Genomic DNA, 21,667 nt, shown 5'->3' with positions numbered 1-21,667 from the left:
CGAGGGCTGCGGATCACAGTGAACATATCGCAGCTGTCCGGCGCATTGTTGCCACGGGCAAACGCCTTGAAGCCCTAAGATGAACAATCGGTGAACTCATCGCCGAATAAGTTGAATTGCCTGATGGGAGGGCCAATCGAGGTGACGCCCCAGCTGGTCAAAATTGCCAGTAGTCCCCCAGAATTAGCGCCATGAGCGCAGAGCTGATCATCCTGGTGTTGTTGATAGCAACAGCACTGGCATTCGACTTCACAAACGGTTTTCACGATACCGGCAATGCCATGGCGACCTCCATCGCGACGGGCGCCCTCAAGCCCAAGACGGCTGTTCTCCTTGCCGGCATCCTCAACCTGGTCGGCGCGTTCCTCTCCGTCGAGGTGGCTGTCACGGTCACCACTTCGGTGATCAAGGTGCAGGACAGCAAAACGGGCCACCTACTTCCGTCGATCTCCTCGTCGACCGGCCTCACCATCATCTTCGCGGGCCTCATCGGCGGCATCCTCTGGAATCTGCTCACCTGGCTCTTCGGCATCCCGTCCAGCTCGTCGCATGCGCTCTTCGGCGGTCTGATCGGTGCCGGCCTCGCCGCGCTGGGCAGCAGCGGGGTCAACTGGAGTGGCGTCATCTCCAAGGTGCTCATCCCGGCCGTCGCGTCACCTCTGATCGCGGGAATCGTTGCCGCGGTTGGCACCTGGCTGGTGTACCGCATCACCCGCAACGTCATCAAGAAGCGGCGCGAGGAAGGCTTCCGCTGGGGCCAGATCGCCACCGCCTCGCTGGTCGCCCTCGCTCACGGCACCAATGACGCGCAGAAGACCATGGGTGTCATCGCGCTTGCGCTCATCACCACCGGCCACCTGACCGGCGATGTGAAGAAGGACGGCCTGCCGTTCTGGATCATCCTGTCCTGCGCGCTGGCCATCGGCCTGGGCACCTACATCGGCGGCTGGCGCGTCATCCGCACCCTGGGCAAGGGTCTCGTCGAGATCGAGTCCCCGCAGGGCTTCGCGGCCGAGGCCTCCTCGGCAGTGGTCATCCTGAGCTCTTCGGCCGCCGGTATGGCGCTGTCGACCACTCACGTGGCGACCGGTTCGATCCTCGGTAGCGGTGTGGGCAAGCCCGGCGCCGAGGTGCGTTGGGCGGTCGCAGGCCGCATGGCGCTGGCATGGCTTGTCACGCTGCCCGCCGCGGGCATCGTCGGTGCGCTGTCCTTCTGGCTGTCCGAGGGTGTCGAGTCGGTCACCGGTTCGGCTCTGGCCGGCGACGGCCTCATCTTCCTGATCCTGGTGGCGCTGTCCGGCTACATGTGGTGGCGCGCCCAGCAGCAGAAGGTCGACTCCAAGAACGTCAACGCCGATTGGGACGACACGACCAACTCCGTGGTGCCCGCCGAGGTCCGCGAGGCCACCAAAAGCGGCGACAAAGCCGCAGCGGTCTGACCCGGACTCCGACACGCAACGAATAGGGACTGACAGATGACTTATGTAGAAGCCATTTTCAAGGTGCTGCTGGTCGGGCTGATTCTCGGCGCCGGGCTGCCTGCAGTGTTCGCGACCGGCCTGGTCGCGTACTCCAGCGGTGCCGGTGGCACGCACGAGGACGGTACGGTCTCGGCGCCCAACCAGGCGCTCAAGGCCCTGGGACTGCTGCTGTTCGCAGTCGTCGCGGCGGTGATCGTGATCGCGATTCTCTACATCACCAAGACCACGATCATCCACCACTTCGGTTTCAACCCCGTCCCCTTCCTCCCTAAGTGAGCTGACCACCATGACTGAAGGCACGAGTGTCATCGACAACGTCCTGGGTTGGCTACACCAGGGATACCCGGAGGGTGTTCCGCCCAAGGACTACTTCCCTCTGCTGGCCCTGCTGAAGCGCTCCCTCACCGAGGACGAGGTCATCAAGGCGGCGCAGACGATCCTGCGGTCCAGCAACGGCGACGCGCCGGTGACGGACGACGAGATCCACCGCGCCATCCAGCAGATCACCGAGAAGGCGCCGAATCCCGAAGAGATTCATCAGGTGGCGTCCCGGCTGGCCTCGGTCGGCTGGCCGTTGGCGACGCCGTCACGCTGAGCTCATCACACGAAAACCCCTGCCACGGCAGGGGTTTTCGTCATTTCTGGCTCATTATTGTCGGGTGTCGCGGCGCAGCGGGTGAGTGTCGGGGACCTGGACGAAGATCAGCGTCACGCCGTCGGGGTCGCTCACGTGCATCTCGTGCAGACCCCACGGTTCCTCTTGGGCCGCCCGGGCGATCGGCACGCCGCGGCCCTCCAGCTCGGCCTGGGTGGCGTAGACGTCGCGCACCTGCAGCCACAACGCCCCCGGAAAGACGCCGGATTCGCTGGGGGAGTGATGGCCCGCCAACTCGATGAGCGACTGCCCGGCATAGAAGACCGTGCCGCCGGGGTACTCGCGAGCGATCGCCAGACCGATGCCATCACGGTAGAACTCCACCGATTTCGGGTAGTCCACCGGCCGGATCAGCATCCGGCTGGCCAGGATCTCCATAGCTGATGTCTACCATCGGGCCGCGGTCTGTGTGCCCCGACACGTCAGACCGGCTGGACGCGCTGCCTTTTCATCATGGCGTCGACAAGCCCGGGGGCCACGGTGTTGAGTGCTTTGGCCGTCACGGCCATCCGCGGCGCGATCTGCACGGGGCGGGTGCGGGTCGCGGTCACCATCCAGTCGGCGGCCTCGCTCGCCGAGAGCCCGGGCAGGTTGTCGTAGGCGCGGGTCGGCGCGATCATCGGGGTCTTCACCAACGGGTAGTACAGCGTCGTGGAATGCACACCGGCTGCGGACCATTCGGTCTCGATCACCCTGCTGACCGCGCTGAGCGCCGCCTTCGAAGCGTTGTACACCGCGAACAGCGGTGAGGATTCGTTCATCACGCCCCAGGTCGACACGTTGATGATGTGCCCGTCGCGGCGCTCGCGCATGCCCGGGGCCAGTCCGCGGATGAGCCGCAGCGGTGAGTAGTAGTTGAGCGTCATGGTCCGTTCGACGTCGTGCCAGCGGTCCAGCGATTCGGCCAGCGGGCGTCGGATCGACCGTCCGGCGTTGTTGATCAAGATGTCCACGCCGCCAAGGTCGCGCTCGACGGTCGCGACCAGGTCGTCGATCGCGTCCATGTCCGACAGGTCGACGGCGTGCGCCACGGCCTCGCCGCCGTCGGCGGTGATGCGGCCGACGAGATCGCCGAGGAGGTCCTGACGACGGGCCACGGCCACCACGGTGGCACCGCGGGCGGCCAGCTTCTCGGCGGCGGCCTCGCCGATGCCGGAGGATGCCCCCGTCAGCAGGATGCGCTTGCCGGCGATGTCGATGTCGTCGCGCGTGTGCAACCGGTCGGTCAGCGGGGGACGCATGCTGGTCAGCAACAGCTGTTCGGACAGCCGGCGCAGCGGGCTCTTGCTCATGCGACGAGTCTAGGAACGGCCCCGTACCGTCGGGCGCCTGAGGTGGTCCGGGCGATTTGGCCGTTGCACTTGATCCGGCCCGACGAGCGTGTAGGTTCAAACCTGTTATGCCCATTTGGAAATAATTGTCCGGTGACACCCGGAAGGAACCCATCGTGCCAGCGCCCACTGATGCCGAATATTTCGACCTTGGCGACGTCACCCTGCAGAGCGGTTTCACGCTGCGCAATGCGACGCTCGCGTACCAGACCTACGGCACACTGAACTCCGACAAGACCAACGTGATCGTCTATCCCACTTGGTATTCGGGGTGGCACACGGACAACGAATGGCTCATCGGCACCGACAAGGCGCTCAACCCCGACGAGTGGTTCATCATCGTGCCCAACATGCTCGGCAACGGGTTGTCGTCCTCGCCGTCGAATACGCCGGCTCCGTATGACCGGGCCCGCTTTCCCGATGTGACGTTCTACGACCAGGTGGAGGCGCAGCACAAACTCGTCACGGAGAAGTTCGGGATATCGACCATCGCACTCGTCACCGGATGGTCCATGGGTGCCGGGCAGACCTACCAGTGGGCGGTGAGTCATCCCGAGATGGTGCAGCGCGCCGCGCCGTTCTGCGGGTCGAGCATCACCGCGCCACACAACAAGGTGTTCCTCGAGTCGTTGATCTTCGCCCTGACGGCGGACGCGGTGTGGGCCGACGGCGATTACTCACCGGAGCGGCTGCCGGTCAAGGGATTACGGGCTTTCGCCCGGGTCTACTCGGGCTGGGGCTACTCGCAGGCGTTCTATTGGCAGGAGGCCTGGCGTGAGCTCGGCTTCACGTCGTTCGATGATTTTCTCTACGGGTTCTGGGAGAACTTCTTCCGCGACGGACGCGATCCCAACAATCTCATCGCGATGCTGCGGACCTGGCACAGCGGAAACGTCGGCAACACACCAGGGTTCGGCGGTGATGTGGAGAAGGCGCTGGCGTCCATCAAATGTCCGCTGCTGGCGATGCCTGCCGAAAAGGATCTGTACTTTCCGCCCGAAGACGAGCAGTGGGCGAGCCAGTTCATTCCTCAGGGTGAAGTGCGGGTCATCCCCGGCATCTGGGGGCACTTCGCCGGGGGCGGGGTGAACCCCACGGACACCGATTTCATCGATGCGGGGATTCGGGATCTGCTGGCGAAGCCGGGGTACACGCCGTCCTGAGCAACAATCGACCGCGTGAACAAAGTTGTGGTGATCACCGGGGCGGGCAGTGGTATCGGCAGGGCGACGGCGCGGGTGCTCTTGGCCGCCGGTCATCAGGTGGTGCTGGCCGGACGCAGGCCCGAGCCGCTCGACGAGACTGCCGACTGCAGACCGAACGCGCGGGTGGTGACGACCGACGTGACCGACTCGGCCTCCGTGCGGGCGTTGTTCGCCGGCGCGGTGTCGGCGTTCGGACGGGTCGATGTGCTGTTCAACAACGCGGGGGTGTTCGGGCCGTCGGCGTCGATCGTCGACATCGACGACGAGCAGTGGCACACCGTGTGGCGCACCAATGTCGACGGCGCCGTGTTCTGCGCGCGGGAGGCCGCCCGAGTCATGGCCGCGCAAGATCCGCGCGGTGGGCGCATCATCAACAACGGTTCGATCTCCGCGCACCGCCCTCGGCCCAAGAGCCTGGCCTACACCGTCACCAAACACGCGATGAGTGGGCTTACCGCGTCAATGGCGTTGGATCTGCGCGATATCGACATCTGTGTCACGCAGATCGACATCGGCAACGCCGCGACCGACATGACGGCCGGGTTCAGTCACCAGACCCTGCAGGCCGACGGAAGCCTCGCGGCCGAGCCGACTTTCGACGTCGACCACGTGGCGCGCGCCATCGGTCACATCGTCGATCTGCCGCTGGAGGTGTCCGTTCCATCCATCACGGTGATGGCGCGCGCCATGCCGTACGCGGGCCGTGGGTGATCCCCGGGATCAGAAATAGCGGGGGAAACCGCTCCAGTCAGGGTCGCGCTTCTCCAAGAAGGCGTCCCGGCCTTCCACGGCCTCGTCGGTCATGTAGGCCAAACGGGTTGCCTCCCCGGCGAATACCTGTTGCCCGACGAGTCCGTCGTCGATCAGGTTGAAGCCGAACTTGAGCATCCGGATGGCCTGCGGTGACTTGCCGTTGATCTCGGCCGCCCACTGCAGGCCGACGGTTTCCAGCTCGGCGTGGTCGACCACGTCGTTCACCGCACCCATTTGATGCATGGTCTCGGCGTCGTACGTGCGGCCCAGGAAGAAGATCTCGCGGGCGAACTTCTGTCCGGTTTGGCGCGCCAGGTACGCACTGCCGAACCCGCCGTCGAAGCTGCCGACATCGGCGTCGGTCTGCTTGAACCGCGCATGCTCACGGCTGGCCAGCGTCAGATCGCAGGTGACGTGCAGGCTGTGTCCGCCGCCTGCGGCCCAGCCGTTGACCAGACAGATCACCACCTTCGGCATGAACCTGATCAGGCGCTGCACCTCCAGGATGTGGAGTCGTCCGGCGCGGGCCGGGTCCACGGTCTCGGCGGTTTCCCCCGATGCGTACTGGTAGCCCGTGCGCCCTCGGATGCGCTGATCGCCCCCGGAGCAGAATGCCCACCCGCCGTCCTTGGGTGACGGGCCGTTGCCGGTCAGCAGGATCACACCGACATCGCTCGACATGCGGGCATGGTCGAGCACCCGGTACAGCTCGTCGACGGTGTGCGGGCGGAATGCGTTGCGCACCTCGGGCCGGTCGAATGCGATGCGGACCGTCGGCTGCTTGGCGCCGTCGAGGACATGCCGGTGGTAGGTGATGTCGGTCAGGTCGCCGAAACCGGCGACCGGCTCCCACGCCGCGGGGTCGAACGGGTTGGCTGCGCTGGAATCAGAGCTCACCTGCTCGACTGTAGAGCGGGGTTTGACCGGCGCGGGCCACGGGTATGAAGCACGGTGCGCGTGTCTTGTGCGCGGACAGAAAGGGCTGCAATGAAACGCTCGGCAGGCATGTTGTTCGCTGGTGTGGTCGCCGGTGTGATGTTGGTCGGCTGCTCGCCGGCTGCCACCGGCGGCGACACCAGTTGCAAGGACTACCTGGGTGCGGACGAGAAGACTCAGAACGACGCCGTGGCAAAGATGCTCAAGGACGAGAAGGGCACCGACGCGGCCCAGCTCGAGATCACCGGGACCAAGGTGTCGGTGCAGACGTTCTGTCAGACAGCCGGCAAGCAGGACAGCAAGATCAAGGAGGCGCCGCACCTCTGACGCATGGGCTCACACCGGGTCGAGCCGAAATACCGCGCAGCGGCCGGCGAGGGCCTCGAACTCGTCGGGGTTCGGCCCGGTGACCAGCCCGAGGTTTTTCATGAACCCGACGCCCGTGGGCACCAGGACAGGGAATTGCCGCAGGAGTGGGCGGGCCTGCTCGGCGGGGATCTCGACCATCCGCACCCGCTGGGCGCGGCGGCCCTGGTTGATGGTCGCCTCGCCGGCGGCGCGCGCGTTGGCGGCCCAGTCCCCACCGGGTAGGCCTGCGACGATGTAGCGCTCGCCGTCGACGGTCATCGGGGTGACCGGGGTCGTGCGTGGCTTGCCCGTCTTGCGGCCGGTCACGGTCAGTACCACCGGGCCGTTGTCGCCGCCGACACCGAGCTGGTTGAGACCGATCATCACTTTGTTGACGTACTTGAGCCACCACGGTGGCCGGATGCGTTCGTCAGCCATGAACCCAGACTAATGTCACGCGGCTGATTTTCGCTTGCGGGTGTGAATCCCGCACGCGACGAACGGATTCCGCCTAGCGCGAATTCGCTTGGCGGCCAGTGTCATCCGGCCCACTATGCCGACGGGTATGCGCCTAGTTGGGCGATGGTGGTGGTTCCGGTTGGAAGGGTGTGTACCACCACCAATCGGCGCGTTCGCCGGTCGGCCCGCGATAGGGTGGGACATCCGGTGGCGGTGTGGTCGGTGGCCGCGCCAGCGAACCCGGGTGCAGTTCGCGGCCGGTGGCGTCGGTGACGCTGAGTTGGTGCGCGGGGCCGGTGATGGTGATGCCACCCTTGTGGTGCAACCGGTGGTGGTACGGGCAGAGCAACACGAGATTGTCGAGTTCGGTGGGGCCGCCGTCCTCCCAATGCCGGATGTGATGAGCATGCAGGCCGCGGGTGGCTCCGCAGCCGGGTACCGCGCAGCAGCGGTCGCGGTGCTCCAACGCCCGACGCAACCGCCGGTTGACGGTGCGGGCGCTTCGCCCCGCCCCGATCGGTTGCCCGTGACGTTCGAACCACACCTCGCAGGTCGCATCACAGGTCAGATAGCGCCGCTCCTCATCAGACAACGCCGGCCCCAAATGCAATGCTGCGACCGGCTTCTCGCCGTCGCGATCGAGATCGACATGCACGACCACGGTGGTGTGCTGCCCATGGGGGCGGCGTGCCACGTCGGTGTCCCAGCCGGCCTCAACCACACTCATGAACGCATCCACGGCACCCGGGAACGGCGGCGCCTGCTCCGAGACCTGATCCTCATCCTCGTCTTCGTGGTCGCGTTTCCACTCTGCGATCAGCGCATCCTGATGGGACTGCATCGCCGCATCAACGGTGGCGGCTTCGTCGTGGGGCAGGGTGATCTGGTAAGTGGTGTGATCCTCGTGCACGTCTTTGCGGAACGCCCGTTTGGGTTCCGGGCGCGGCTCCGGTTCCGGGCGGGGTTCCAGTTTCACGGCGGTACGCAACTGAGCCACGGTGGCCACCGCGGCCAGCTCGGCGTAGTGCGCGTCGGAGCCGTCGGCGGCGCGTTCGGCGATCACCCCGACCTGATCCAGGGACAGCCGGCCTTCCCGCATTCCTTCGGCGCACAACGGGAATTCGTCGAGGCGGCGTGCGACCGTGACCATGATCCCGGCATTGTGCGGGGTGGCACCGGTTTTCCACGCCACCAACTCGGCGATGGACCGAGCACCGGTGGCACCACACAACTCATCGCGTTCGAGTTCGGCGACGATATCGACGACCCGTCCGTCGATCGCGTTGCGCTGCCCGCACAGTTCCGACAATTCGTCGAGCAACACCTCCAACCGCTGCACAGGGCTCACCCCATCAGCAGCGAAAGATGTTGCCTGCGAGGACATACCACCATTATGGCGGAGGGCACCGACAAAAACCGGACCCTGTGAAACCCTGAGTTGAGAGCAATCTCGGTCAGAAAACCCCGATCGAGAATGCAGTGTCACCCGCGGATTCTTGACCAACCACGCGTCGCCGTGCCGCTCATGGCACCGGTCCGTCGCTTTCCTGGTCGCGATCTCCAACGCCGGTCGCGGTGCTGGCTAGGTGAGGATTCCGAACCGGGTCAGGGCGCCACGCAGCCCGTCGGGCCGCTCGGCGGTGGGCAACGGGTCGACCAGCGCGAACGCGCACCCCAGCGCCCGCGCGCCGCCGTCGGCCTCTTCGCTGTCACCGACCATCAGCGCGTCGGTGGCGGCCACCCCGAGCTTGTCCAGGGCGGCGATGAAGATCGCCGCGTCGGGCTTGACCGCGCCCACCTCGAAGGACAGCACAAACTCGTCGACGTAGGCGTCGGCGTCGGCTGCGGCGAACGCGGGCCGCACGTCGAACGCGATGTTGGACACCACGGCCGTCCGGATACCTTGCGATTTAAGGCTTTTCAGGACATCGGCGGTATCGGGGTAGGCCGTCCAGCTCGTCGGATCGATGACCCGGTCATACAGCGACTCGGCGTGGTGATCGGCAAGTCCCGACTCGCGCAGCACGTGCAGGTAGGCCTCGCGGTGCAGATGCGGGGCCAGGTCGCGGTTCACCCACGCGTGGTACTGCTCGTCGGACATCTCCACCGAGCGTCCCGTCGGCGCGGTGAGCCGACGCATCAGTTCGGCCTGCACATGGCCGTCGACCTCCTGTTCGTCGACGGCCATCCCAGCGAACCAGCTCTCGTCCTCCTCGAGGCGGAACAGGGTTCCCGAAAAGTCGAACATCACCGCATGCACCATGGGAACCATCGTGCCAGCCGGCGCGACTAGAAGTCGTCGGGGACGCTCGGAGCGGTCGGCCAGCCGAAGCCCACTGCGGCCCGCTGCGCCGACCCCGCGGTGAGCTCGACGGCCAATCCGGCCGCGGTCAGGGACTGCAGGCTTACGCCACCCAAGTAGATGGCCCCGAGATCGCGGGCCGTGATGGCGATATCGGCTGGCTCCGTGGTGCTTTCGCACTGGGCGCCGTCGGGACCACCGCGCAGCCGGAACCGTCCGGTGTTCCACGGGCAGAACTCGTCGGTCACCTCGAGTACCACGTCGATCGGGGCAGCGTAACGGCGCAACGTCAACGCGTGGGCCACGTCCACCAACCGCACGTAGATGCCGTCGCTCACATCGCATTGCAACGCGCGCTGGTCGGCCACCAGGTAGCGCAGCGGTTCGTCTACAGCGGCCCCGTAGCAGGTGACGCTGCGCACCAGATCCATGTCCAACAGGTACCGCCAGAGCCGCGCGTACGCGCGGGGATGGGTGGCCCGGACCTCCTGGACATGTAGTTCGGCAGCGGGCTGTCCGGTGTCCGCCCAATGCGACTTGGGGCGGTAGATGGCGAATCCGCTGACCGTGCCGTCGGCGTCGTGGTGCACCGCGAAGCGGATCTTGCCGGAGTCCTTTTGGCGATCCTCGTTGTCGTGGATCCAGGACTCCCACCACGGGAGCGATCTGGCCATCTGGCCGGTCTTCTGCGCGGTCGCCTTGTCGTAAACCGCCGGAGCGCAGCTCAGCAGTGTCTCGGCGTCGACTGCTGTCACCGAGCCGTCACCGAGGTCGACGTCCGGGCGGAACGCGAGCTCACGCACCTGCCCCTTCAACGTGGCGTGGGAGCACGCCATGCCGTAGCCAAAACGCCCGTAGATCAACGCTTCTGACGCGAACAAGATGGCCAGCGCCTCGCCGCGGGATCGGATGTCGTCGAGCTGATGACGCATCATCGCGGTCAGCAGGCCGCGGCGGCGGTGGCTGGGCGATACGGTGACCACCGTGACGGCGGCCACCGGCGCGGTCACGCCTCCGGGAAGGACCACCTCGCGCGCAAACGCCCCGGCCGTCGACGCCCACCGGTTCCCGTCGTGGAACCCGAACATCCGGTCGAGGTCGGTGAGCTTGCGGATCAGGTCGATTTCATCGATTAAAGGGTCTCGCAGGAACACCCCATACGACGTTGACATGAACTCTCGGAAGTCGTCATCGTCGGTGGTTGTGCGCAGGGTCAATTCAGTCACATGCTTCTGTGTACCGCACCGGAACTGTCCGGGGCACCTGAATATTGAGGCGCGCCACATGTCGGTCAGCGGCTGGGCCATTCACCTCCGTTCACTGCCACGGTCTGGCCGGTGATCTGGCGCGCACCAGACGAGGCGAGAAATGCGACGGTGGCGGCGATGTCGGATGGTGAGCCCGCGCGCTTGGTCATAGCGGCGTCCAGGAGTGAGGCCCTGCGATCGTCGGTGAGCTTGTCCCGGAAGAACTCGGTATCGGCGATGTAACCGGGTGACACGACGTTCGCGGTGATACCGCGATCGCCGATTTGTCGTGCCAAGTCGATATTCCATGATGCGACAGCAGCTTTGGCGGCTCCGTAGGAACCGGCGCCCTTGTCGGCAGCGATCGAGCCGATGGTGACGATCGCGGAGCCGGCCGGCATCCTGGGGAGCAGCGCCGTCGTCATGAGCACTGCGCTGATGAGGTTGTTGTCGAGGTTCTGCCGCCACGCCTCGGCCACGCCGGCGAGGTCGGTGGGTGCCGCCCGGTCGAAATCCGTGTTGCCTCCGGCGTTGTTCACCAGCACATCCACCGGGCCGATCTCTTCGGCAACTGTCGCGGTGCGCAGCGGGTCGGTGCCGTCGAGCACGATGGCGCGTACTGAGCCCTCGATGTCTTCCGCGGCCTTGTGGAGGACATCGGTCCGCCGGCCTGTGATGACCACGTCCGCGCCGTCTGCGGCGAATCGAGCGGCGACCGCTCGGCCGATCCCAGTACCCCCGCCCGTGACAACTACTGTCCGCATGTCTGAACCTCCCTGTATGTTTAGACCTAAACAACGGTATCAGGAGTGCATGTGGACGAGTCAACATCGGACGATCCCGTCGATGCCATCGCGGCGGCATGGCGGCGCGAATTACCCCATGTCTCTGTGGAATCCATCGGCATCGTCACGCGCGTCTGGCAGATCGCAAAGCTGCTCGGCGATGATCGGGCCCGGCTGTTGCGTGCCCGTGATGCCGATATGGCCACCCTCGACCTCCTCTCGACTCTGCGACGCCACGGCAAGCCGTACCGCATGACGACGCGGGAGCTGGCCGCCGCCTCACTCATCACCGCCGGCGCGATAACGCAACGCGTGGACCGGGCCGAGAAACAGGGACTGGTCAGACGCGCGGGCAGACACGACTCCCGAGCTGTCGACGTCGAATTGACCGAGCTGGGCCACGAGACCGCCGACGAGCTCGTGGCGGCCGTGCTGGCTCGCGAATGTGAGCTGCTCCAAGGGCTTTCCCGAGGTCAACGGCAGCAACTCGCGAGCATGCTCAAAGCTCTGCTCGGGCATCTTTCGGATGAACTCGGAGTGCGGGAGCGGCCGGGTCATGTCGGACACCACGCATCTGAAGTCTGACGGAGGCTAGGCGCCGGGCTCAGACGTGGCCTTCTCCAAGAGCACCGCGCGTTCGCGTTCGTTGGCCGTCATGGCCGCCGCCCGTTCGAATTCGGTTGCAGCCTCGGCATTGCGGCCCAGCCTCGACAGCAGTTCTCCGCGCACGCTCGGCAACAGGTGCGAGTCATCCAGTCCGGTGATGCCGTCGACGATCGGCAGCGCGGCGGCAGGCCCGTCGCGCATCGCCAGCGCCACCGCCCGGTTCAGTTCCACCACCGGCGACGGGGTGATCTGTAGCAGCGCGTCGTAGATCGACACGATGCGCGCCCAGTCTGTGTCGGCGGCGGTGGGGGCGACGGCGTGACATTCGGCCAGTGCGGCCTGCAAGGCGTACGGTCCCCAACCTCGTTGCTGGGCACACTCTTTGGCGCGCTCCAGACGATCGACACCGCGGTGGATCTGGGCACGGTCCCAGCGGGTGCGGTCCTGATCCTCCAGGAGCACGGGGTTACCGTCGGCGTCGGTGCGGGCGGCGAACCGCGACGACGGGAATTCCATCAGCGCCACCAGCCCGTGTACTTCCGGTTGGTCGGGGGTAAGCGCTGCCAGCACCCGGCCCAGTCGTAGTGCCTCACTGCACAATTCGTCTCGGATCCAGCGCTGACCCGAGGACGCCGCGTAGCCCTCGTTGAACACCAGATAGATCACGGCGAGCACGGCGGCCAGCCGGCCGCCGAACTCGGCGCGGTCGGGCACTTCGAACGGCACGCCGGCAAGGGCCTTCTTGGCGCGGGTGATCCGCGCCGCCATGGTGGCCTTCGACGTCAGAAAGGCCTTGGCGATCTCCTCGGTGCTCAGCCCGCCGACCACCCGCAGGGTCAGCGCGATCTGCGCTTCCCGCGACAGCAGGGGATGCGCTGCGATGAAGATCAGCCGCAGCACGTCGTCGTCGATCCGGTCGGGGTCCCACGCCTCATCGACGTGGTCGGCGAGTTCACGGGCCAGCACGGCGTACTTGGTGTCCAGGTTCGCCTGGCGGCGGAAGTGGTCGATCGCCTTGCGCTTGGCCACCGTCGTCAGCCAGGCGCCGGGATTGCGTGGCACCCCGGTCTGCGGCCACTGGGTCAACGCGTCGAGCAGGGCGTCGGCCGCCATGTCCTCGGCCAGGCCGACGTCGCCGATCGCGCGGGTCAGCGTCGCGACGATCTTGGCGGCCTCCATGCGCCACACCGCGTCGACGGTGTCCCGCAGGTCCTCGGCCATGTCCCCATTGTGCCGAGCAGGCACAGACTCGCACGCACAAGCCCGCGAACGTGCGACTCTGTGTCTGCTCGGCAGGAGACTCAGCCCACCGACCGCTCGGCGCCTGCCCAGAACTGCGCCCGCACCGCCTTCTTGTCCGGCTTGCCCAGCGCCGTCACCGGCACGGAGTCCACCACGATCACCTGCTTGGGCGATTGCACCGAACCCTTGCGTTCCTTGACCGCGGCCTGGATTTCGGCGGTCATGGTCGCGACGGCTGCTTCATCGGACGCGGCACCGGGCCGCAGCACCACCACGGCCGTCACCGCTTCGCCCCACTTCTCGTCGGGAGTGCCGATGACGCACACCTGGGCCACTGAAGGATGTTCGGCGACAACGTCTTCCACTTCGCGGGGGAACACGTTGAAGCCTCCGGTGACGATCATGTCCTTGGTCCGGTCGACGATGTACCAGAAACCGTCCTCGTCTTCACGGGCCAGGTCGCCGGTGTGCATCCAGCCGTCGCGGAATGTCTCCGCGGTGGCCTCCGGCAGTTTCCAGTACCCGCCCGACAGCAGCGGCCCGGACACGCAGATCTCGCCGACCTCGCCCTGCGGCACGCGATTGCCGTCGGCGTCCAGCAGCGCGGTCCGCGCGAACAACGTGGGCCGCCCGCATGAGGTGAGCCGCTTCTCGTCGTGGTCCTTCTTCGACAGGTATGTGATGACCATCGGAGCCTCGGATTGCCCGTAGTACTGCGCGAAGATGGGGCCGAATCGCCGGATCGCTTCGGCCAGGCGCACCGGGTTCATCGCCGACGCGCCGTAGTACACGGTCTGCAGCGACGACAGGTCGCGGGTATGCGAATCCGGGTGATCCATCAGCGCGTAGATCATCGACGGCACCAGCATGGTCGCGGTGATCTTCTGCTCCTCGATCACCCGCAGCACCTCGGCCGGGTCGAACTTCGTCAGCACGATCAGCTCACCGCCCTTGACGACGGTCGGCACGAAAAACGCGGCCCCGGCATGCGACAGCGGCGTGCACATCAGGAAGCGCGGGTTCTCCGGCCATTCCCACTCGGCGAGCTGGATGGTTGTCATGGTGGTGATGGACTGCACGGTGCCGATGACGCCCTTGGGCTTGCCGGTGGTACCGCCGGTGTAGGTGAGTCCGCCGACGTGATCGGGTGCGAGATCGGCGGCGATCAGCGGCTGCGGGCTGAATTTCGCGGCTTCGGCGGCCAGGTCGACGGCCACGCCCTCCAGTTCGGCGGGCACCGGGCCGATGGTCAGCACCTGTTTGAGGCTGGGCACCTTGTCCAGCAGCCCCTTGGCGCGTTCGACGAACGCCGGGGTCGGGTCGATGATCAGGGATGTCACCTCTGCGTCGGCCAGCACGTAGGCGTGGTCGTCGAGGGACCCCAGCGGGTGCAGGGCGGTGCGCCGGTAGCCCTGAGTTTGGCCGGCGCCGATAATCATCAGCACCTCGGGCCGGTTCAGGGACAGAAGCCCGACTGCGGCGCCGGTGCCGGCACCGAGCGCCTCGAATGCCTGGATGTATTGGCTGATGCGGTCGGCGAGCTGGCCACCGGTCAAGGTGGTGTCGCCGAGGAACAGGACCGGCTTGTCCTTGTTGCGCTTGAGGGCGCCGACGGTGAGATGGCCGGAGTGCAGTGGATGGCGCAGCAGGTCACTCATGCCGTCCAGACTAGAACGTGTTCCAGAAATCTCCGAGAGGGATGGGCGAATCCGTCGATTGAGGTAGTGCACTACGCGCGTTTGTGCAGGTGAGTCCTCGTAATGTGCCAGTTATCCGACATCGGTGACAGGCGATCGGAGGAGGTTTGTCATGGCACACCCATTCACGGATCCACTGCCCAAGCCACGCACGACCGCGCTGTTGGTCGTCTTTGGTGCGCTCACGGCGGCCGCCTTCAGCGTGGTCGGGTCGGCGGAGCCCGCGCACGCCGCCGCACAGTGCAGATTCGATACGCACAGTCTGTTGTTCGTGCCGAGCGACGCCGCGCACCAGCGGCCGGTGCCGCTGGTGCCGCACGTGGCCGAACTGGGCGGACCCTGCCGCCTGTGACGTCCGGTCCCCGGCGGTGATCTCGCCCGCCGGGGACCGCGGGACCGTCGTCAGCGGTTGGCGGCCTTACGCGCTTCGATGGCCAGCTTCTCGGCGAGATCGGCCTTCCACTGGATTTCCTTCTGCACCCATTCGTTGTCCTGCGGGAACTCGTCGGTGTCGTGGACCCGGCGCACCTCGAGCTTGACGCCCTTGCCCAGCGGGCACTTCACGGCCCACTGCCGCGCCTCTTCCTTCGAGGACACGTCGAGGATCCAGAATCCGTTGAACAGCTCCTTGGCTTCGGCGTACGGGCCGTCGGTGACCACCGGCGGGTCGGCGTCGAAGTCGACGACGAAGCCTTCTTCGGGGCCGGTCAGGCCCTCGCCGGCCAGCAGCACACCGGCCTTGATGAGCTCCTCGTTGTAGCGGCCCATCGCTGCGATGATCTCGTTGAAATCGATGTTGAGCTCTGCCATCGCGGCCTCGGCCTCAGGGGTGGACCGCATGATCAGCATGTAGCGCGACATTGTCGTGTCTCCTTCTGGAGTAGGGAAGGGGCCCGTTTATCGTGCCCTCGTTGACACGTCGAACGGCAACCCGCGGAATCGACACAGCACTGAAAAGTTCTCGAAAGTTTTTTTCGACCGCTTAGCATCCACGCTATGGCCAGCCCGACGCAGTCCGCCGACCTTGTCGTCTTCGGCAACATCGTCACCGTCGACCCCACCCGACCCACTGCTGAGGCGCTTGCGGTCAGCGATGGGCGGATCGTGGCGCTCGGCCGCCGTTCCGAGGTGCAGCCCCGGGTGGGGGCCGACACCGACGTCCGTGAGGTCGACGGTTGCGTGCTGCCCGGCTTCGTCGAGGCGCACGGGCATCCGTTGATGGAGGCGGTGGCACTGTCGGACCGGATGGTCGACATCCGTCCGGTCACCATGCGCAACGCCGACGAGGTGGTGGCCGCCATCCACGCCGAGGTCGCCAAGAGAGGTGCCGACGGTGCTTATCTCAACGGCTGGGACCCCTTGCTGCAGAAGGGTTTACCTGAACCGACACTGGGCTGGCTCGACGGTGTGGCCGATACCCCGCTCGTCATCATGCACAACTCCGGGCACAAGGCGTATTTCAACACCGCCGCGGCGCGGGCCGCCGGCCTGACGCGGGACACCCCCGATCCCAAAGGCGCGAAGTACGGCCGCGACGCCGCAGGCGATCTGGACGGCACCGCTGAGGAATCCGCCGCGGTGTTCCCGCTGCTGGGCGGAGCCATCCATCCGCAGGACTATCCGGCGATGCTGCTGGCCGAATGCGCCCGGCTCAACCGGGCCGGCCTGACGACCTGCTCGGAGATGGCGTTCGACCCGATGTTCCGGCCGCTGCTGGCCGGCATGCACGATCAGCTGACCGTGCGGCTGCGCACCTACGAGATGTCGACCGCCGAATTGCACACGGACGCCAGCCCGTTCGACGGGGACGACCTGGTGCGTCAGGTCGGGATCAAGATCTGGGTCGACGGATCACCGTGGATCGGCAACATCGACCTCACCTTTCCGTACCTGGACACCGACGCCACTCGGACCATCGGCGTGGTGCCGGGTTCCTGCGGGCACGCGAACTACACGAAGGAACAACTCGCCGAGATCGTCGGCACCTTCTATCCCAAGGGCTGGCAGATGTCCTGCCATGTGCACGGAGACCGGGGCGTGGACACCATCCTGGACGTGTATGAAGACGCGTTGCGGGCACATCCGCGCGACGACCACCGGTTGCGGCTCGAACACGTCGGCGCCATCACCCCCGCCCAGCTGCAGCGTGCCCACGATCTGGGCGTGACCGCCAGCATCTTCGTCGACCAGCTGCACTACTGGGGCGACGTGATCGTCGACGGACTGTTCGGGCCCGAGCACGGAGAAACGTGGATGCCCTGCGGTTCGGCCGTGGCCACCGGCATGCGGATCTCGCTGCACAACGATCCGCCGGTGACACCGGAGGAGCCGCTGCGCAACATCAGCGTCGCGGCCACCCGCACCGCGCCGAGCGGCCGCGTGCTCGGTCCCGAGGAGCGGCTGACCGTCGAGCAGGGAATCCGGGCGCAAACCATCGATGCGGCGTGGCAATTGTTCGCCGACAACGTGATCGGCTCGCTCGAGGTCGGCAAGTACGCCGATCTGGTGGTGGTGTCGGCAAACCCGCTGACGGTACCCGCCGAAGCCATCGCCGACCTGGAGGTACGCGCCACCTATCTGGCCGGTCGCCAGGTTTACCCGAAAGCCGGTTGACCTTCGGCGTGCCGTGGCACGCTCACCACATGTCTGATTTGCCGACACCGAAGTTTCTCGACGAGCGGGTGGCGCACTGGGCGGCGACCAAACCTGATGAAGAGGCCATCACCTATCTGAGCCGGACCTGGACGTGGTCGCAGTGGTATGACCGCATCCGCCGGGCTGCAGGCGCGCTGAGCGCCAAAGGCATCAAGCGCGGTGATGTCGTCGCGTTCCTGGACAAAAACCATCCGGCGTGTGCCGAGGTGGTGCTGGCCGCGGCGTCGCTGGGCGCGGCCACCGCCATCATCAACTTCCGGCTCGCGGCCGACGAAATGGATTATGTCCTCAACGATTCCGGGGCCAAGGTGCTGTTCGTCGGGGCCGAGCTGAAGCCGGGAGTCGAGGCCATCCGGGACGAGCTGCCGGGTGTCGGGGAGATCATCGAGGTCAAACCCGAGGGCGACGACGAGTACGAGGCGATGCTGGCCGCGGCGACCCCGCAGGGCCGCGCCGCGGACGTCGAGAGCGACGACGTCTGCATCATTATGTACTCCTCGGGCACCACGGGCAGGCCCAAGGGCGTCGCGCTGACCCAGGCCAACGTCATCGCCCACACCGTCAACGCCTTCGACAGCTGGGTTGCCGAGCCGGACGACAAGAACCTCGTGGCGATGCCCCTGTTCCACGTCGGCGGGACGTCGTACATGCAGTACGGCCTGCACAACGGCATCCCGAGCTACATGACCCGCGACGTCGACGGCGTCGCGCTGGCCGGCGGCATCCTGGCCGGCGCCAACCGGACCTTCCTGGTGCCTGCCGTGCTGGCCAAGGTGCTCGACACCGGGCCGGAAGCCGTGCAGCTGTTCGGCGGCTTGAAGACCTACGCCTACGGCGCATCGCCCATGCCGTTGCCGCTGCTGCGCCAGGCCCTGCAGGCCTGGCCCGACACCGAGTTCATCCAGGTGTACGGGCTCACCGAGGTGTGCGGTGTGGTCACCCGGCTCATGCCCGAGGATCACCGCTCGGGCGACGAGGAGCGCATGGTCAGCGCGGGCAAGCTCATCCCGCAGGCCGAGGTGCGGGTCGTCGACCCCGATACCCTCGAAGACGTCCCGGCCGGCTCGCAAGGCGAATTGTGGTTCCGCACACCGCAATTGATGAAGGGCTACCACAACAAGCCCGAGGCCACCGCCGAGGCCATCACGGCCGACGGCTGGTTCCGCACCGGCGACATCGGCCGCATCGACGCCGACGGGTACGTGTTCGTCGAGGACCGGCTCAAGGACATGATCATCTCCGGCGGCGAGAACATCTACTCGATCGAGGTCGAGCGCGTGCTGGCCGAGCACCCCGCGGTCACCGAGGTCGCGGTCTTCGGCGTGCCCGACGAAAAGTGGGGTGAGGCCGTCAAGGCCGTGGTGGCTGTCGATGGCGACGCGTCCGAGGCCGATCTGATCGCGTGGGCGCGCGAGCGGCTGGCCGCCTACAAGTGTCCCAAGACCGTCGACTTCATGGAGGCGCTGCCGCGCAACCCCACCGGCAAGATCATGAAGAAGGATTTGCGCAAGCCGCACTGGGAGGGGCACGCTCGCGCCACCGTGTGAGGCAGCATGTGAGGCGTGCCTTCACTCGATGATCTGCTGGACCGGCTGCACGTGGTCGCCCTGCCGATGCGGGTCCGGTTCCGTGGCATCACCGTTCGGGAGCTTGCGCTGATCGACGGGCCGGCCGGCTGGGGTGAGTTCGGCGCGTTCGTCGAATACCAGCCGCCCGAGGCCGCGGCGTGGCTCGCCTCGGCGATCGAGGCCGCCTACCGGCCGGCCCCGCCCGTGGTGCGAGACCGGGTGCCGATCAACGCGACCGTCCCGGCGGTCGACGCCGCCCGGGTACCCGAGGTGCTCGACCGCTTCCCCGGGGCGCGGACCGCGAAGGTCAAGGTGGCCGAGGCCGGTCAGTCCCTGGCCGACGACGTCGCGCGGGTCAACGCCGTACGCGAACGCGTGCCGACCGTGCGGGTCGACGCCAACGCCGGCTGGACCGTGGCCGAGGCTGCCGCCGCCGCCGCCGCGCTGACCGCCGACGGTGACCTCGAGTACATCGAACAGCCTTGTGCGACAGTCGAAGAACTGGCATCGCTGCGCAGGATGATCGACGTGCCGATCGCCGCCGACGAGTCGATCCGCAAGGCCGAGGATCCACTGCGGGTGGTGCGGGCTGGGGCCGCCGACGTGGCGGTGCTGAAGGTGGCGCCGCTGGGCGGCGTGTCGCGGATGCTGGACATCGCCGCGCAGATCGACATCCCGATCGTGGTGTCCAGTGCGCTGGATTCCGCGGTCGGCATCAGCCGCGGGCTCCTGGCGGCCGCGGCGCTACCGCAGTTGCGGCATGCCTGCGGATTGGGCACCGGAGGGCTGTTCGTCGAAGACGTTGTCGCGCCCGTGGTTCCCATAGACGGGTTTCTGCCGGTCGGTCCCGTCGTCCCCGAGGCGGATCGGCTCGCCGCGCTCGCGGCAGCCCCGGACCGTCGGCAATGGTGGATCGACCGTGTGCGGGCCTGTTATCCGCTGCTATTCGAGTAGGCGCTTACCCTAGGCAACGTGGTACCGGTGCCCGACACTCGCGCTATGTCTGGAATGCGGGTAGGCCTGCTGGATCCTGCGATCGCTTCGCGCCCCGCCGCGGACAGCTTCACGCGGGCGAGCTATGTGAGTGCGCTCGCGACCGGGATGGATTCGTTCTGGGTGCCCGACCACCTCAACAGCCTCTTTCCGCGGGCCCTGTGGCAGCCGAAATACTGTGGTGCCGCGAAGCTGCTGCCGTCCGCCGATGCCTATCTGGAGCCGTGGACCATGCTCGGTAACCTCGCGGCGCGCAATCGGATCGGCCGCTTGCGCCTGGGCGTCGGTTACCGACACGGGGCGCCGCAATCCGGCGGTGACCGCGCAGGGTGCGGCGACGATGAACTTGTTGACGCGCGGGCGCTTCATTCTCGGTATCGGTACTGGCGAGCGTGAGGGGAATGAGCCTTACGGTGTGGAGTGGTCGAAGCCGGTGGCTCGGTTTGAAGAGGCGATGGCCACTATTCGTGCGTTGTGGGATTCCAAAGGTGAACTGGTGAGCCGTGATTCGCCGTTTTTTCCGTTGCGCAACGCGATCTTCGATCTCCCCGCCTACCGGGGCAAGTGGCCGCCGATCTGGATCGCTGCCCACGGGCCGCGCATGCTGCGGGCGGTAGGGCGCTACGCGGACGGCTACTTCCCCGCGTTTCCGCATACGCCGCAGGAGTACGCCCAGCGGTTGGATGTGCTGCGGTCCGCGGCGTCGGATGCCGGGCGTGACCCGATGGCGATCACGCCTGCACTGTGGGTCATGATCGTGCCGGGACGCAACTCGGACGATGTCGACGAGGCGCTCGATTCGGCGATCACGCGAGCCGGTGGCCTGCTGGCGTCGGGTGATTTCTATGCCAGACACGGCGCCGAGCACCCGTTGGGCGTCGGATTCAGTGGTGCGCAAGACATCCTGCCGCAGGATTGGGACGAAGAGGTCGCGCTGTCCTACATCAAGAAAGTGCCGATGTCGGTGTTGCGTGAGATGTATGTGTGCGGGACGACGGACGAGATCGTCGACCGCGCCATGGAGTGGCGTGACGCCGGCGTCCGCTACCTCGTGGTTGCCAATATTGGTCCGCTGCAACGCAATCTGCGCAAAGGTATGCTCTCGCAGGCCCTGTTCGCCCGGGCGGTCCGCAAACTCAAGAAGTTGTAATCACGCCCGCCACAGTTGTGCTCACATCCGCCGCGTCGCACTCGCATCCGCCACGGCGTACTCACGTCCGCCACGCCGGTAACCACATTCGCCACGCCCGTAACCACATTCGCCACATCAGTATCTGGAAGTGTTGGGTAGGTGGCTTGTGAAACGCGCTATCGCGGGTGGTATCAATTTATTTGGTATCGCTGGTGGTGGCGCATTTTTAGAGGTGGTATTCCTCCGGGGCTGCGACACGCCGAGGGTGAAAC

The 21,667-nt window shown here is 66.4% G+C and carries 22 protein-coding genes and 1 pseudogene; 12 read left to right on the top strand and 11 right to left on the bottom strand.

All coding sequences use genetic code 11. The features are described 5' to 3' along the window. Nucleotides 1-191: 191 nt before the first annotated feature. The 3 genes from A5784_RS12310 to A5784_RS12300 are packed head-to-tail and all read left to right on the top strand — an operon-like array spanning nt 192 to nt 2,076. Nucleotides 192-1,439, top strand: a complete 1,248-nt coding sequence (locus A5784_RS12310) for an inorganic phosphate transporter (RefSeq protein WP_064945188.1) — start codon at nt 192-194, stop codon at nt 1,437-1,439. A 36-nt stretch (nt 1,440-1,475) separates the two neighbouring features. Then, nucleotides 1,476-1,757, top strand: a complete 282-nt coding sequence (locus A5784_RS12305) for a hypothetical protein (RefSeq protein ID WP_064945187.1) — start codon at nt 1,476-1,478, stop codon at nt 1,755-1,757. A gap of 10 nt (nt 1,758-1,767) precedes the next feature. Continuing rightward, on the top strand, nt 1,768-2,076 hold the full coding sequence (locus A5784_RS12300; RefSeq protein ID WP_029371284.1) for a DUF3349 domain-containing protein: 309 nt from the start codon (nt 1,768-1,770) through the stop codon (nt 2,074-2,076). A gap of 54 nt (nt 2,077-2,130) precedes the next feature. On the opposite strand, the gene A5784_RS12295 is transcribed toward A5784_RS12300, so the two are convergent. Then, nucleotides 2,131-2,514, bottom strand: a complete 384-nt coding sequence (locus tag A5784_RS12295; protein ID WP_064945186.1) for a VOC family protein — start codon at nt 2,512-2,514, stop codon at nt 2,131-2,133. A 44-nt stretch (nt 2,515-2,558) separates the two neighbouring features. Beyond that, the gene (locus tag A5784_RS12290) at nt 2,559-3,428 is read right to left on the bottom strand and encodes an SDR family oxidoreductase (RefSeq protein ID WP_064945185.1); all 870 of its coding nucleotides are present in this window, start codon (nt 3,426-3,428) and stop codon (nt 2,559-2,561) included. Between the two features lie 155 nt (nt 3,429-3,583). Here A5784_RS12290 and A5784_RS12285 point away from each other — a divergent pair, with 155 nt between their 5' ends. Then, a complete protein-coding gene (locus A5784_RS12285; protein WP_064945292.1) occupies nt 3,584-4,630 on the top strand; it encodes an alpha/beta fold hydrolase in 1,047 nt (348 codons plus the stop codon). A gap of 6 nt (nt 4,631-4,636) precedes the next feature. Next, the gene (locus tag A5784_RS12280) at nt 4,637-5,383 is read left to right on the top strand and encodes an SDR family oxidoreductase (protein ID WP_064945184.1); all 747 of its coding nucleotides are present in this window, start codon (nt 4,637-4,639) and stop codon (nt 5,381-5,383) included. Between the two features lie 9 nt (nt 5,384-5,392). Here the strand turns inward: A5784_RS12280 and A5784_RS12275 are convergent, their stop codons facing one another. Then, nucleotides 5,393-6,322, bottom strand: coding sequence for a 1,4-dihydroxy-2-naphthoyl-CoA synthase (locus tag A5784_RS12275; protein ID WP_064945183.1), 930 nt, complete (start codon nt 6,320-6,322; stop codon nt 5,393-5,395). A gap of 90 nt (nt 6,323-6,412) precedes the next feature. Here A5784_RS12275 and A5784_RS12270 point away from each other — a divergent pair, with 90 nt between their 5' ends. Further along, the gene (locus A5784_RS12270; RefSeq protein ID WP_064945182.1) at nt 6,413-6,688 is read left to right on the top strand and encodes a hypothetical protein; all 276 of its coding nucleotides are present in this window, start codon (nt 6,413-6,415) and stop codon (nt 6,686-6,688) included. A 9-nt stretch (nt 6,689-6,697) separates the two neighbouring features. Here A5784_RS12270 and A5784_RS12265 read toward each other — a convergent pair whose 3' ends face one another. The 5 genes from A5784_RS12265 to A5784_RS12245 form a co-directional block, all read right to left on the bottom strand. Next, a complete protein-coding gene (locus A5784_RS12265) occupies nt 6,698-7,147 on the bottom strand; it encodes a nitroreductase family deazaflavin-dependent oxidoreductase (protein ID WP_064945181.1) in 450 nt (149 codons plus the stop codon). 133 nt (nt 7,148-7,280) lie between these two features. Further along, nucleotides 7,281-8,552, bottom strand: coding sequence for an HNH endonuclease signature motif containing protein (locus tag A5784_RS12260; RefSeq protein WP_064945180.1), 1,272 nt, complete (start codon nt 8,550-8,552; stop codon nt 7,281-7,283). Between the two features lie 198 nt (nt 8,553-8,750). After that, nucleotides 8,751-9,440 carry an HAD family hydrolase gene (locus A5784_RS12255; RefSeq protein ID WP_064945179.1) on the bottom strand — a complete coding sequence of 230 codons (690 nt, stop codon included), beginning with the start codon at nt 9,438-9,440 and terminating at the stop codon, nt 8,751-8,753. A 17-nt stretch (nt 9,441-9,457) separates the two neighbouring features. Continuing rightward, on the bottom strand, nt 9,458-10,696 hold the full coding sequence (locus A5784_RS12250) for a GNAT family N-acetyltransferase (protein ID WP_064945291.1): 1,239 nt from the start codon (nt 10,694-10,696) through the stop codon (nt 9,458-9,460). Nucleotides 10,697-10,761: 65 nt separating this feature from the next. Further along, nucleotides 10,762-11,481: an SDR family NAD(P)-dependent oxidoreductase gene (locus tag A5784_RS12245; protein ID WP_064945178.1), complete on the bottom strand. Its 720-nt coding sequence runs from the start codon at nt 11,479-11,481 to the stop codon at nt 10,762-10,764. A gap of 51 nt (nt 11,482-11,532) precedes the next feature. On the opposite strand from A5784_RS12245, the gene A5784_RS12240 reads away from it, so the two are divergent. Beyond that, nucleotides 11,533-12,087: a MarR family winged helix-turn-helix transcriptional regulator gene (locus A5784_RS12240; RefSeq protein WP_064945177.1), complete on the top strand. Its 555-nt coding sequence runs from the start codon at nt 11,533-11,535 to the stop codon at nt 12,085-12,087. Nucleotides 12,088-12,093: 6 nt separating this feature from the next. On the opposite strand, the gene A5784_RS12235 is transcribed toward A5784_RS12240, so the two are convergent. Together A5784_RS12235 and fadD8 are read right to left on the bottom strand one after the other, a co-directional pair. Continuing rightward, entirely contained in the window at nt 12,094-13,329 is a 1,236-nt protein-coding gene (locus A5784_RS12235) for an RNA polymerase sigma factor (protein ID WP_064945176.1), read from the bottom strand. Nucleotides 13,330-13,409: 80 nt separating this feature from the next. Beyond that, nucleotides 13,410-15,008 carry a fatty-acid--CoA ligase FadD8 gene (fadD8, locus tag A5784_RS12230; RefSeq protein WP_064945175.1) on the bottom strand — a complete coding sequence of 533 codons (1,599 nt, stop codon included), beginning with the start codon at nt 15,006-15,008 and terminating at the stop codon, nt 13,410-13,412. Nucleotides 15,009-15,159: 151 nt separating this feature from the next. Here fadD8 and A5784_RS12225 point away from each other — a divergent pair, with 151 nt between their 5' ends. Beyond that, the gene (locus A5784_RS12225) at nt 15,160-15,399 is read left to right on the top strand and encodes a hypothetical protein (RefSeq protein ID WP_064945174.1); all 240 of its coding nucleotides are present in this window, start codon (nt 15,160-15,162) and stop codon (nt 15,397-15,399) included. A gap of 50 nt (nt 15,400-15,449) precedes the next feature. Here A5784_RS12225 and A5784_RS12220 read toward each other — a convergent pair whose 3' ends face one another. Next, nucleotides 15,450-15,908: a YciI family protein gene (locus A5784_RS12220; protein WP_064945173.1), complete on the bottom strand. Its 459-nt coding sequence runs from the start codon at nt 15,906-15,908 to the stop codon at nt 15,450-15,452. A gap of 135 nt (nt 15,909-16,043) precedes the next feature. Here A5784_RS12220 and A5784_RS12215 point away from each other — a divergent pair, with 135 nt between their 5' ends. From A5784_RS12215 to A5784_RS12200, 4 genes and pseudogenes are all read left to right on the top strand, one after another. Next, a complete protein-coding gene (locus tag A5784_RS12215; RefSeq protein ID WP_064945172.1) occupies nt 16,044-17,660 on the top strand; it encodes an amidohydrolase in 1,617 nt (538 codons plus the stop codon). A 29-nt stretch (nt 17,661-17,689) separates the two neighbouring features. Continuing rightward, entirely contained in the window at nt 17,690-19,249 is a 1,560-nt protein-coding gene (locus tag A5784_RS12210; protein ID WP_064945171.1) for a long-chain-fatty-acid--CoA ligase, read from the top strand. Nucleotides 19,250-19,264: 15 nt separating this feature from the next. Then, complete coding sequence (locus A5784_RS12205) at nt 19,265-20,224, top strand: o-succinylbenzoate synthase (protein ID WP_082944801.1); 960 nt, start codon at nt 19,265-19,267, stop codon at nt 20,222-20,224. 45 nt (nt 20,225-20,269) lie between these two features. Then, a pseudogene (locus A5784_RS12200) lies at nt 20,270-21,413 on the top strand (LLM class flavin-dependent oxidoreductase). Nucleotides 21,414-21,667 lie beyond the last annotated feature (254 nt).

Source organism: Mycobacterium sp. 852013-50091_SCH5140682, assembly GCF_001665685.1.
GTDB lineage: Bacteria > Actinomycetota > Actinomycetes > Mycobacteriales > Mycobacteriaceae > Mycobacterium.
The sequence above is the reverse complement of the archived record's forward strand: the minus strand, read 5'-3'. Positions and strand labels throughout refer to the sequence as shown.

Bases quoted from the DNA above. Each gene is read 5' to 3' on its own strand.
- A5784_RS12310 (WP_064945188.1), top strand. From the start codon at position 192: ATGAGCGCAGAGCTGATCATCCTGGTGTTGTTGATAGCAACAGCACTG.
- A5784_RS12305 (WP_064945187.1), top strand. From the start codon at position 1,476: ATGACTTATGTAGAAGCCATTTTCAAGGTGCTGCTGGTCGGGCTGATT.
- A5784_RS12300 (WP_029371284.1), top strand. From the start codon at position 1,768: ATGACTGAAGGCACGAGTGTCATCGACAACGTCCTGGGTTGGCTACAC.
- A5784_RS12295 (WP_064945186.1), bottom strand. From the start codon at position 2,514: ATGGAGATCCTGGCCAGCCGGATGCTGATCCGGCCGGTGGACTACCCG.
- A5784_RS12290 (WP_064945185.1), bottom strand. From the start codon at position 3,428: ATGAGCAAGAGCCCGCTGCGCCGGCTGTCCGAACAGCTGTTGCTGACC.
- A5784_RS12270 (WP_064945182.1), top strand. From the start codon at position 6,413: ATGAAACGCTCGGCAGGCATGTTGTTCGCTGGTGTGGTCGCCGGTGTG.
- A5784_RS12265 (WP_064945181.1), bottom strand. From the start codon at position 7,147: ATGGCTGACGAACGCATCCGGCCACCGTGGTGGCTCAAGTACGTCAAC.
- A5784_RS12260 (WP_064945180.1), bottom strand. From the start codon at position 8,552: ATGTCCTCGCAGGCAACATCTTTCGCTGCTGATGGGGTGAGCCCTGTG.
- A5784_RS12255 (WP_064945179.1), bottom strand. From the start codon at position 9,440: ATGGTTCCCATGGTGCATGCGGTGATGTTCGACTTTTCGGGAACCCTG.
- A5784_RS12245 (WP_064945178.1), bottom strand. From the start codon at position 11,481: ATGCGGACAGTAGTTGTCACGGGCGGGGGTACTGGGATCGGCCGAGCG.
- A5784_RS12235 (WP_064945176.1), bottom strand. From the start codon at position 13,329: ATGGCCGAGGACCTGCGGGACACCGTCGACGCGGTGTGGCGCATGGAG.
- fadD8 (WP_064945175.1), bottom strand. From the start codon at position 15,008: ATGAGTGACCTGCTGCGCCATCCACTGCACTCCGGCCATCTCACCGTC.
- A5784_RS12225 (WP_064945174.1), top strand. From the start codon at position 15,160: ATGGCACACCCATTCACGGATCCACTGCCCAAGCCACGCACGACCGCG.
- A5784_RS12220 (WP_064945173.1), bottom strand. From the start codon at position 15,908: ATGTCGCGCTACATGCTGATCATGCGGTCCACCCCTGAGGCCGAGGCC.
- A5784_RS12215 (WP_064945172.1), top strand. From the start codon at position 16,044: ATGGCCAGCCCGACGCAGTCCGCCGACCTTGTCGTCTTCGGCAACATC.
- A5784_RS12210 (WP_064945171.1), top strand. From the start codon at position 17,690: ATGTCTGATTTGCCGACACCGAAGTTTCTCGACGAGCGGGTGGCGCAC.